10 protein-coding genes and 1 pseudogene are annotated in these 10,916 nt (G+C 71.0%); 10 read left to right on the top strand and 1 reads right to left on the bottom strand.

Annotated elements, in window-relative coordinates; translation table 11 throughout:
- The 10 genes and pseudogenes from ACWDV4_RS26750 to ACWDV4_RS26705 form a co-directional block, all read left to right on the top strand.
- Positions 1–438, top strand: a pseudogene (locus ACWDV4_RS26750) (hypothetical protein); the annotation flags it as partial.
- 184 nt (positions 439–622) lie between these two features.
- Positions 623–1,303 (top strand): tRNA (adenosine(37)-N6)-threonylcarbamoyltransferase complex dimerization subunit type 1 TsaB, encoded by a 681-nt coding sequence (gene tsaB, locus ACWDV4_RS26745; protein WP_449984091.1) that lies wholly within the window; start codon positions 623–625, stop codon positions 1,301–1,303.
- 79 nt (positions 1,304–1,382) lie between these two features.
- The gene (gene rimI / locus ACWDV4_RS26740) at positions 1,383–1,823 is read left to right on the top strand and encodes a ribosomal protein S18-alanine N-acetyltransferase (protein ID WP_449984088.1); all 441 of its coding nucleotides are present in this window, start codon (positions 1,383–1,385) and stop codon (positions 1,821–1,823) included.
- Entirely contained in the window at positions 1,816–2,862 is a 1,047-nt protein-coding gene (gene tsaD / locus ACWDV4_RS26735; protein ID WP_449984085.1) for a tRNA (adenosine(37)-N6)-threonylcarbamoyltransferase complex transferase subunit TsaD, read from the top strand. Before rimI ends, tsaD begins: the two co-directional genes overlap by 8 nt.
- 11 nt (positions 2,863–2,873) lie before the next feature.
- Positions 2,874–3,128: a hypothetical protein gene (locus tag ACWDV4_RS26730; RefSeq protein WP_449984112.1), complete on the top strand. Its 255-nt coding sequence runs from the start codon at positions 2,874–2,876 to the stop codon at positions 3,126–3,128.
- Positions 3,129–3,248: 120 nt separating this feature from the next.
- Positions 3,249–4,970, top strand: a complete 1,722-nt coding sequence (locus tag ACWDV4_RS26725) for an ABC transporter ATP-binding protein (RefSeq protein WP_449984082.1) — start codon at positions 3,249–3,251, stop codon at positions 4,968–4,970.
- A gap of 82 nt (positions 4,971–5,052) precedes the next feature.
- Positions 5,053–6,876, top strand: a complete 1,824-nt coding sequence (locus ACWDV4_RS26720; protein WP_449984079.1) for an ABC transporter ATP-binding protein — start codon at positions 5,053–5,055, stop codon at positions 6,874–6,876.
- A gap of 597 nt (positions 6,877–7,473) precedes the next feature.
- Positions 7,474–7,659: a hypothetical protein gene (locus tag ACWDV4_RS26715; RefSeq protein WP_449984076.1), complete on the top strand. Its 186-nt coding sequence runs from the start codon at positions 7,474–7,476 to the stop codon at positions 7,657–7,659.
- Positions 7,660–7,783: 124 nt separating this feature from the next.
- The gene (locus tag ACWDV4_RS26710) at positions 7,784–8,356 is read left to right on the top strand and encodes a helix-turn-helix domain-containing protein (RefSeq protein ID WP_449984073.1); all 573 of its coding nucleotides are present in this window, start codon (positions 7,784–7,786) and stop codon (positions 8,354–8,356) included.
- A gap of 10 nt (positions 8,357–8,366) precedes the next feature.
- Entirely contained in the window at positions 8,367–9,752 is a 1,386-nt protein-coding gene (locus tag ACWDV4_RS26705; RefSeq protein ID WP_449984110.1) for an MFS transporter, read from the top strand.
- Here the strand turns inward: ACWDV4_RS26705 and ACWDV4_RS26700 are convergent.
- Entirely contained in the window at positions 9,705–10,892 is a 1,188-nt protein-coding gene (locus ACWDV4_RS26700) for an ROK family transcriptional regulator (RefSeq protein ID WP_449984107.1), read from the bottom strand. The two genes, ACWDV4_RS26705 and ACWDV4_RS26700, sit on opposite strands and share 48 nt — an antisense overlap.
- Positions 10,893–10,916 lie beyond the last annotated feature (24 nt).

Raw genomic sequence — 10,916 nt, 5'->3', positions numbered from 1 at the left:
GGGGAACCTCCGTTCGGGGCAGCAGGCCGTGAAGCAGGAAACCCGGCGGGCGACCGCCGGAATCCCCGCCCTTTAGGGCAGGGAGATGTCAACCATGCGTACCTGTTCACCCCCGCTGGCTGGACGCTCAAGAGCGGCAGCGCGGAGATCACGGGTACGAGCAAGTTCTTCAACCTGAGCCACGCCTGCGAGGGCACGCCCGGCACCCCCGTGCCGCCGACCAACCCCCCGTCGAGCCCGCCCGGCACCCCTACCGAGACACCGGAACCGGGCACGAGCGAGTCCCCGAGCCCCAGCACCTCCGTACCCGGTGGGGGCGGTGGCCTGCCGATCACCGGCGCGCCCGTGGCGGGCATCGCCGCGGTGGGTGCGGGCCTGGTCGGGGTCGGTGCCCTGTTGCTCGCGCTGCGGCTGCGCCGGGAGACCGAGGCCAGCTAGTCGGTAGGCCGCAGCAGCCACTCGTTACGTAGCCGCACCATCGGCCGGTGCGCTGACGGCTGCGTCCGGTGCGGCTCGGGCCGGCACAGCCACGTTGGCTGTGCCGGCCGGCTCGTGGCCGATCGAGTCAGGCCCGGCCCCGACCTTTCGCTGGCCCCGGTAGGGGAAGCGCTAGGGTCATAGCGTGCTCGTACTCGTGGTGGACTCGTCGACCCCGGCGGTGACGGCGGCGCTGGTGGAGATCCTGCCCGACCGCCTCGTGATGCGCGCCGAACGGCGGGTGGTCGACGCGCGGGCACACGGAGAGCTGCTCGCCCCCCAGGTCGAGTCGGTGCTGGCCGAGGCCGGTGCCCGCCCCACCGATCTCGGTGCCGTCGTGGCCGGGGTCGGTCCCGGGCCCTTTACCGGGCTGCGGGTCGGTCTGGTCACCGCCGCCACGATGGGACAGACCCTGGCCATCCCCACCTACGGGATCTGCTCCCTCGACGCCCTGGGCCACGCGGCGGCCGGCACCGGACAGCGGGTACTGGTGGCCAGCGACGCCCGACGTCGGGAAATCTACTGGGCGGCCTACGACGACGCTGGCAAGCGGATCGCCGAACCGGACGTGGCCACACCCGCCGTGGTGGCCGAGCAGGCAGCCGAACTGGCGGTCACGGTCGCTGTCGGCGAGGGGGCACACCGCTATACCGAGATACTCGGGCTGCCGCTGCGCGCCGAACTGCTCTACCCCCCGGCGTACGCCCTGGCGGAGCTGGCGGCGGAGCGGATCCGAGCCGGTGCGCCGAGCGAGCCGCTGACCCCGCTCTACCTACGCCGCCCGGACGCGGTGGCGGCCAGCACCCGCAAGCCGGTCCTGCCGTGACCGGACAGACCGGTGTTGCCGTGACCGGTCAGACCGGTGCTGCCGGGACCGGATCTCCCGCACCGAGCGGACTGGCGGCATGAGACTGAGCCGGTTCCGCTGGTGGCACATCGACCCCGTGCTGACCATCGAGGCAGACCTGTTCGGCCCCGAGAAATGGTCGGCGGGCATGTTCTGGAACGAGTTGGCCAACGGCCACCACTACCTGGTGGCGTTGGACGACGCAGGTGAGCTGCTCGGCTACGCCGGGCTCGCGGCGCAGCCGCCGGACGAGGCCTGGGTGCAGAACATCGCGGTACGTCGGGCCGCGCAGCGCGGCGGCATCGGGCGGGCGCTGCTGGAGGCGCTGCTGGCCGAGGCCGCCCGGCTGGGCATACGCCGCACCCTGCTGGAGGTCGCGGTGGACAACGCCCCAGCCCAGAAGCTCTACGCGACGTACGACTTCGAGCCGGTCGGGATCCGTCGCGGCTACTACCAACCGAGCAACACCGACGCGCTGGTGATGATGAAGAGTGGCTGACGAACCGCTGATCCTCGGGATCGAGACCTCCTGCGACGAGACCGGAGTCGGGATCGTACGGGGGCACACCCTGCTCGCCGACGCGTTGGCGTCCAGCGTCGCCGAACACGCCCGCTTCGGTGGCGTGGTGCCGGAGGTGGCCAGTCGGGCCCACCTGGAGGCCATCGTGCCGACCATGCGTCGGGCGCTGGACGACGCCGGGGTGACCCTGGCCGACATCGACGCGATCGCGGTGACCGCCGGCCCGGGGCTGGCCGGGGCGCTGCTGGTCGGGGTGGCCGCCGCCAAGGGGTACGCGTTGGCCGCCGAGAAACCCGTGTACGGGGTCAACCACCTGGCCGCCCACGTGGCCGTGGACACCCTGGAGCACGGGCCGCTGCCCGAGCCGGCGATCGCCCTGCTGGTCTCCGGCGGCCACTCGTCGCTGTTGCAGGTGGACGACCTGGCCACCGGGGTCACCCCGCTGGGCGCCACCATCGACGATGCGGCCGGTGAGGCGTTCGACAAGGTGGCTCGACTGCTCGGCCTGCCGTTCCCGGGCGGGCCGCCGATCGACCGGGAGGCGCGAGCCGGTGACGCCGGGGCGATTGCCTTCCCGCGCGGCCTGACCGCACCCAAGGACCTCGCCGCGCACCGGTTCGACTTCTCCTTTTCGGGTCTCAAGACGGCGGTTGCCCGATGGGTCGAGGCGAAGCAGCGGGCCGGCGAGCCGGTGCCGGTGGCCGACGTCGCCGCCTCGTTCCAGGAGGCGGTCTGCGATGTGCTGACCCGTAAGGCCATCGACGCGTGCCGGGACCGGGGGATCGAAACCATGGTCATCGGCGGCGGGGTGGCGGCCAACTCCCGGCTGCGCGCAATGGCCGAGGAACGGGCCGCCAAGTACGGCATCACGGTCCGGGTACCCCGGCCGAAGCTGTGCACCGACAACGGTGCGATGGTGGCGGCGCTCGGGTCGCATCTGGTCGCCTCGGGCGTGGCCCCCAGTCGACTGGACCTGCCGGCGGACTCCGCCATGCCACTGACTGTGGTGAGCGTGTAATGTCCGGCGACGTGATCGTGCGGATGTGGGAGGTACGCGCCGAGCCGGCCCGGTTCACCGACCTGATCTCCTGGGTGTGTGACACCGCGCTGCCGGAAATCGAGCACAATCCGCTGCATGTGTCGAGTGAGGTCTTCTCCTCCACCGACCATCGGCTGGTGGTTGTCTCGAAGTGGCGGAGCAACCCGGTGAGCCTGCCCGAGCCGCCGACGCGGCTGGTGGCTCGTCCGCCGCACTCCTGGGATTTCACCCCGGTCGACCGCTGACCCTTCGCGGTCGGCAGCGGTCGGAGGTCGAACCCCGCCAATCCGTCGGCCGGGCGCTGCGCCGGCCAACGGTAATTCGATAGCGGGCGGACGCGGGCATCTCATAACGTCGGTGCCGCTATGCGGTCCTTACCTGAACCTGAACCCGGTACGCCCGACCGTCGGTCGGCGGCCCACTTCCTGCTGTGGATGGCCGCCCGCAACAAGTGGCCCCTGATCGGCGGAGTGCTGCTCGGCGTCGTCTGGATGGTCAGTCAGGCACTGATGCCGGCCGCCATCGGCAAGGCCATCGACGTCGGGGTGGCCGCAAAGGACTTGGACGCACTCCTGAGCTGGGGGTTGGTCCTGCTCGGCCTCGGCGTACTCCAGGCCACCGCCGGCACCGTCCGACACCGGATGGCGGTCCACGTCTGGCTCTCCGGCGCGTACCGGACGGTCCAGGTCACCGTACGGCAGGCCAACCGGCTCGGCGCGGCCCTGCCCAAACGCCTCTCCGCTGGCGAGATGGTCAGCATCGGCACCGCCGACATGGAGCAGATCGGCAGCGCCCTGGACATCACCGCCCGGGGCACCGGTGCGATCGTCGCCATCGCCACCGTGGCGGTGATCCTGCTTACCACCTCGGTGCCCCTCGGTCTGGTCGTGGTCCTCGGGGTGCCGGTGCTCGTACTGATCGTCAGCGTCCTGATCCGGCCGTTGCACCGCCGACAGCAGGCGTACCGGGACCAGCAGGGGACCCTTACCACCCGAGCCGGGGACATCGTCGCTGGCCTGCGGGTGCTGCGCGGGGTGGGGGGCGAGCCGGTCTTCTCGGCGCGGTACCGCACCGAGTCCCAACGGCTGCGCGCCGAAGGGGTCCGGGTCGCCCGGGTCGAGTCGCTGCTGGAGGCCGCGCAGATTCTGCTGCCGGGTTGTTTCGTGGTGCTGGTGACCTGGCTCGGTGCCCGGTTCGCGCTCCGGGGTGAGATCACCGCCGGGCAGCTCGTCGCCTTCTACGGGTACGCGGCGTTTCTGGTCACCCCGCTACGGACGCTCACCGAGGCGCTCAACAAGTACACCCGGGGGTTTGTCGCCGCTCGTCGGATCATCCGGTTGCTCGGGCTGACCTCGGAGTTGACTGATCCGGCCGAGCCGGCCCGGCTGCCCGAGCAGCCCGGTGACCTGGTCGACGTGGAATCCGGCCTGGTGGTCCGGCCGGGGCAGTTGACCGCGCTGGCCGCGAGCGCACCCGAGGACGCCATCGCTGTCACCGACCGCCTCGGCCGGTACGTCGACGCCGACGTGACGCTGCGCGGCGTACCGCTGCGGGCGCTGCCGCTGGCCACGGTCCGGGAGCGGATCCTGGTGGCCGACAACGACGCGCGCCTCTTCGCTGGCCCACTCCGGGCGGAGTTGGATCCGCACGATTCGGCCGACGACGCGACGATCCTGGCGGCGTTGACCGCGGCCAGCGCCACCGACATCATCGAGGCGCTGCCCGACGGGCTGGGTGCAATGGTCGCCGAGCGGGGCCGGGAGTTCTCCGGCGGGCAGCAGCAGCGGCTGCGACTGGCCCGGGCGCTGGTCGCCGACCCGGAGATCCTGCTGCTGGTCGAGCCGACCAGCGCGGTGGACGCACACACCGAGGCCCGGATCGCCGACCGGCTGGGCGCGGTCCGGCGCGGTCGTACCACCCTGGTCTGCACCACCAGCCCGTTGCTGCTCAACCGGGCCGACCGGGTGGTCTTCCTGGAGGACGGCAAGGTCGTGGGCGAAGGCACCCATCAGGAACTGCTCGCGAACGAACCGAGGTACGCCGCGACCGTCAACCGCACGGACGAGGTATCGGAGGTGACGGCGTGAGCGAGCGTAGCGAGCGAACCGGTGGCTCAGTTTCACACGCCGGCGCCGACCGGAGGGAGGTGACGGCGTGAGTGGAGACAGCGTGAGCGGTAACAGTTTGCCGGTGGCGGATGCGAAGCAGGTCCGCCAGTACGCCCGTACGCTGATCCGCCGACACCCGCGCGCGTTGGCTGCTGCTCTCGGCCTGCACGGCTTGGCGGCCATCGCCGGTCTGGCCGCGCCTCGGCTGCTCGGCGACCTGGTCGAGGCGATCTCCCGGGGCACCACGACGGTGACCGTGGACCGGATCGCGTTGGCCATCGCCGGTTTCGTGGTTGCTCAGGCGGTGCTGGTTCGGTTTGCCTACTTCGCTTCGGCCCGGCTGGGCGAGCGGGTGCTCGCCGAGCTACGTGAGGAGTTCGTCGACCGGATTCTGGCCATCCCGCTCGCCACCGTGGAGCGGGCCGGCACCGGGGACCTGTTGACCCGTACCTCCCGGGATGTCTCGGCGTTGTCGCAGACGGTGCGACGCGCGGTGCCGGAGACGCTCATCGCCATCGTCACCGCGTTCTTCATCGCCGGGGCGTTGCTGCTGGTCGGGCCGGTGCTGGGGGTGCCCTGTCTGCTGGCGGTGCCGATCCTGTGGATCGGCACCCGGTGGTACCTGCGCCGGGCTCCGGCCGGTTACCTACGGGAGAACGCCGCCTACTCGGACATCACCGACGGCATCAGCGAGACTGTCGAGGGGGTACGCACCACCGAGGCGTTGCGGCTCGAGGAGCGCCGCCGGGCCCGTACGGACACCGACATCGCCCGGTCGTACGCGGCCGAGCGCTACACCCTCTTCCTGCGTACCGTGTGGTTCCCGGTGGTGGAGGTCGGCTATGTGGTGCCGGTGGTGGCGACCCTGGTCATCGGTGGTTGGTTCTACCTCAAGGGCTGGGTGACCCTGGGACAGGTCACCGCCGCCACGCTCTACGTCCAGCAGCTTATTAACCCGATCGACCGACTGCTCTCCACCTTGGACGAGTTGCAGGTGGGCGGTGCCTCGTTGGCCCGGCTGCTCGGCGTCGCCCAGCGGGCCGATGGTCAGTCGGTGGCAGCTCCGGAGGCAACCGATGAGCGGCCCAGCGGGCAGCGGCCCGGTGACCAGCAGCCTTGTGGCCAGCGGCTCGGTGACCAGCAGTCTTGTGACCAGCGGTTGGCCGTGCAGGACGTACGGTTTGCCTACCGGGACGGTCGGGACGTCCTGCATGGCATCACGTTGACCATCGCGCCTGGCGAACGGCTGGCCATGGTCGGTCCATCCGGCGCCGGCAAGTCCACCCTCGGGCGGCTGCTCGCCGGCATCCACGCACCCCGGGCCGGGACAGTGACCGTGGACGACAAACCGTTGGCCGAGTTGTCCCTGGACGAGCTGCGGTCGCAGGTGGCGCTGGTGACCCAGGAGCACCACGTCTTCATCGGCACGCTGCGGGAGAACGTGTCGATGGCCCGGCCCGGCGCCTCCGACGAGGAGGTACGGACCGCGCTGGCCGTAGTGGACGTACTGGACTGGGCGCAGCGCCTGCCCGACGGATTGGACACCCTGGTCGGCTCGGGTGGATATGCCCTCTCCTCGGCTCAGGCGCAGCAGTTGGCCCTGGCCCGGTTGGTGCTGGCCGATCCGCACACCCTGGTACTGGACGAGGCGACCTCGTTGATCGACCCGCGTGCCGCCCGGCACCTGGAACGGTCGCTGGCCGGCGCGCTGCACGGTCGTACCGTGATCGCCATTGCCCACCGCCTTTTCTCGGCCCACGACGCTGACCGGGTGGCGGTGGTGGAGGAGGGCCGGATCGCCGAGTTGGGCTCGCACGACGAGCTGGTCGCGGCGAATGGCTCGTACGCCGCGCTCTGGCGCTCCTGGCACGGCGACCGGCCGTAGCCGCCGCTGGGGGAGTGTCGTGGCAGCGACATCCGGTGGCCCGTAGGCGGGGTCGAATCGCCGGATGCGGTTGCCGGGGGAGGATGCCGACGCGCTGGACTGGCTGCTCTTCGAGCAGGCCGGAGTGTTGACGTGGCGGCAGGCGATGGCGGAACTGGGCCCAGCGAAGGTACGCCATCGGCTGGATACCGGCCGATGGCGGCGGGTTTGCCGGGGCATCCTGGTCGCCGATGCCGGCGACTTCACTCGAGAACGCCAGTGGTGGGTGGCGGTTTTGGCCGCCGGCGGGGATGCGGTTCTGGCTGGGCTGGCGGCTGCCCAGGCGGGCGGGCTGCGCGGTAAATGGCGGCGCGATGTCGTGGACGTGCTGGTCCCGTACGACCGTCGCGTCGCACGACGGCTGACCGGCTTGCCGATCGGCCTGCCGGCGGTGCGCGTCCGGCGGACCCGGCAGCTACCGGAAGCGGACCGGCAGCATGGTCGGCCGGATCGGACGAGTATGGCGCGCTCGCTGGTCGATGCGGCTCAGTGGGCGGGTTCTGAGGAGGAGGCGCAGACGCTGCTGGCCGCCGGCGGCAATGGCGTCTCCATGTCGAGGTGGACGGTGCGCACCACCTGGAGGTCCGGCACTGGGCTGCGGATCTGCGTCGGCAGAACGAGTTGTGGATCGCGGGCGATCGGATCCTACGGTTCACTGCCTTCGACGTACGTCGTCGGCCGGAGTATGTGGTGGCGCAGCTCCGAGCCGCGCTTGAGGCAGCGGGATGGCGACCCAAGCTGTGAACCGTTGTTGTTACCAGGGCAACAAGAATCGTTCCCAGCACAGGGCGCGACCTTGCGTGCTGCTTGCTGGCATCGCCGCGCGAGGGGTTTACAAAGAAGTCTTTGCAAGGCAAACTTTGCAAACATGTCTAGGGATGAGGTACGTCCGAGCGCGACCACCCTGCGCGGCCTCGCGCACCCATTGCGGGTCCGCATGCTCAACCTGCTGCGAGAGCGCGGTCCCGCCACCAGCACCCTGCTGGCCCAGCGACTCGGCCAATCCACCGGTGCCACCAGTTACCACCTGCGCCAACTAGCCCAGTACGGCTTCGTGGTCGAGGACCCCGATCGCGGTGCTGGCCGGGAGCGGTGGTGGAAGGCGGCACATGGCGGGACGTTGCTCGACGGCGCCATCGGCGAACAGGCAGTGGCGGAAATGGAGACCTACCTGCGGGCGGTCGCGTCGCTGTACGCCGAGCGGGTCGACCGATGGCTGGGGGAGCGGCCCACCCTGCCCGAGGAGTGGCGGCAGGCGTCCACCCTCAGCGACTGGCGACTGCGGCTGACCGCCACCGAGGCGGCGGCACTGCACGACGAGATCTTCGCGCTGGTCCAGCGCTACCGCCGAGACCTGCCGGAGGTTTCGGCACCCGCTGGCGCCGAACAGGTCGTCCTACAGGCGCAACTCCTGCCGTTCCCATCGGCCGGCGCAGAGTGAGGCCGTGACCATGGACACGACAGAAGTGGCCGCGACGGCAGCGGACACGATGACAGCGGCCGCGACGAGGCGGACTGGTCGCGGACTGATCGGCCTGCTGATCGCCGAGACGATCTCGCTGGCGGGCAGTCGGATGAGCCTGGTCGCGCTGCCCTGGTTCACCCTGGCGACCACCGGCAGCGCCACGAAGACCGGCCTGGTGGCGTTCGCCGAGATGCTGCCGTACGTCGTGGCCTGTGGCCTCGGCGGGCCGCTGATCGACCGGATCGGCGCCCGCCGAATGAGCATCGTCACCGACCTCGGCAGCGGTCTGGTGCTGGCCGCGATACCCCTGCTGTACCGGGCAGACCTGCTGCCCTTCAGTGTCCTGCTGGCGGTCGTCGCCGGGGTCGGGTGGCTGCGAGGGCTCGGCGACACGGCCAAACGGGTGGTCTTTCCGAAGACCGTCGCCGCCTCCGGCATGTCACTGACCCGGGCAACAAGCCTGCACGACGGGTTGAGCCGGCTCGCCACGCTACTCGGCGCGCCACTGGCCGGTCTGCTCATCGCCGCGCTGGACGCGCCGACAGTGCTCCTGATCGACGCGGCGACCTTCGTCGTGGGCGCGGTGGTCGTGGCGTCGCTCGTGCCGAGTTCGTTCGTACCGGCGACCGGATCCAACTCGGCAGCGGCGTCGTCCGGCCCTGGAGCGTCGCCCGGCCCGTCCGATGAGGAGCGGAAGACAGCCGACCGGGAGCCCTATCTCGTGGCGTTGCGGGCTGGGCTGAGCTTCCTACGCCAGGATCGGCTCGTCCGTGGCCTGGTCGTGATGCTCTTCGTCACCAACCTCGCCGACGCGGCCTACAGCAGCGTGCTCTCGCCGATCTGGGCGAAGGAGACCTTCGGATCACCGACCGCACTCGGCTTCCTCTCCGCCTCCTTCGCCGTCGGGGCGGTGCTGGGCAACATCGTCTTCACCGCCATCGCACCGAGGGTGCCGAGATTCGCTGTCTTCACGGTGGGCTTCCTGATCGCCGGGGCACCCCGTTTCGTCGTACTCGCCCTGGTCGAGGAGCTGTGGGTCATCTACGTGGTTGCCTTCGTAGGGGGCCTGTCGATCGCGGCGGTCAATCCGATCCTCGGCGCGCTCTCGTACGAGCGGATTCCCGAGCATCTCCAGGCCCGGGTGCTCGGACTGATGCACGCCGTCTCCTGGGCGGGCATCCCGCTGGGCAGTCTGCTCGCCGGGCTGGCCGTGCAAGGACTCCGGCTGCCAGCCGCGAGCCTGCTCTTCGGCCTCGCCTACCTGGTGGTGACCCTGCTTCCGCTGGTCAGCCCGGTCTGGCGGACCATGGACCGGCCCCGGGACTCAGGTCGTAGCGTCGAGCGGGTCGGTCAGCAGGTGGGCGAAGGCTAGTTCGGCGGCCCCGATCAGGGCGGCATCCTCGCCCAACTGTGGCGTACGCAGTCGTACCTGCTCCCGGGCGGCGGGCAGGGCCATCGAGTTGAGCCGACTGCGTACCCGGGCGGCGGCGGCGAGGTACACGTCCCGCAGGGTGCCGCCGAAGATGACCACCTCCGGGTTGAAGATGTTGACCAGGTTCGCCACACCGAAGCCGAGCCAGTCGCCGACCTGCCGTACGGCGGCCTGGGCGCTGGCGTCCCCCCGGGACGCGGCGTCGACGACGGCGAGCGCCGCCCCCCGACCGTCGGTGGTGGTCGGATTCAGCATGGCGTGCTCGCCGATCTCGGTCTCCCAGCAGCCGCGCGAACCGCAGCCGCAGAGCCGCCCGCCCGGACGGACCACCATGTGGCCGACCTCGCCACCGTAGCCGCCATGTCCGGTCAGCCGCCGCCCGCCGACGATGATCCCGGCATCGACCCCGACGTCCCGGTGCAGGTAGATCAGGTTGTCGCAGCCGGCCCCGGCCCCCCGGGCATGCTCGGCCAGCGCCGAGACGTCGGCGGCGTTGCCGATCAGGACGGGCCGGTCGGATTCGAGTTCGGTGGCCAGGGCGGCGGCGAGCGCCGTACCGAGCGGTTCGTCGACCCAGCCGGTCTGCGGGCGTACGTGCACCGGGCCGTCCTCCCCGCGCAGGATGCCGCAGACCGCGACGCCGCCGCCCACGTAGACCGAGTCGGCCGGCACCGACTGGTGCATCTCCTTGACGAAGGCGGCGAGCTGCGGCACGGTCTCCTCCGCCAGCATCCCGGGAGGTCGGGGAGCCTCCCGTCGGTCGAGGATCGCCCCGCCCAACCCGACCCGGGCGGCCCGGAGCCGGTCGACCTCGATGCTGTACGCGTAGGCGTACACCAGATCGGACCGGGGCCGGACGACCAGCGACGGCCGGCCGGCCCGACCGGTCTCCCGGGGTGCCCCCTCGCTGACCAGGCCGGCAGCGGTGAGGTCGGCGGTCAGCGCGCCGATGGTGCTGCGGTTGAGCCCCAGTTCGGTGGTCAGCTCCGCACGGGAGGTCGCCCCGTGGACGTGTACGTAGCGCAGCAGCGCACCGAGATTCTGCCGGCGGATCTCCTCCTGGCTCGGCCCTGCGCGCATCGGTACGGTCACTCCACTTCCCGG

The organism is Micromonospora sp. NPDC003197 (assembly GCF_053590565.1).
This window is presented reverse-complemented; position numbering and strand designations above follow the sequence as displayed.

What these genes read in the sequence shown, in the direction of transcription:
- rimI (WP_449984088.1), top strand. Translation starts at nt 1,383, where the DNA reads ATGAGACTGAGCCGGTTCCGCTGGTGGCACATCGACCCCGTGCTGACC.
- ACWDV4_RS26725 (WP_449984082.1), top strand. Translation starts at nt 3,249, where the DNA reads ATGCGGTCCTTACCTGAACCTGAACCCGGTACGCCCGACCGTCGGTCG.
- ACWDV4_RS26710 (WP_449984073.1), top strand. Translation starts at nt 7,784, where the DNA reads ATGTCTAGGGATGAGGTACGTCCGAGCGCGACCACCCTGCGCGGCCTC.
- ACWDV4_RS26705 (WP_449984110.1), top strand. Translation starts at nt 8,367, where the DNA reads ATGGACACGACAGAAGTGGCCGCGACGGCAGCGGACACGATGACAGCG.
- ACWDV4_RS26700 (WP_449984107.1), bottom strand. Translation starts at nt 10,892, where the DNA reads ATGCGCGCAGGGCCGAGCCAGGAGGAGATCCGCCGGCAGAATCTCGGT.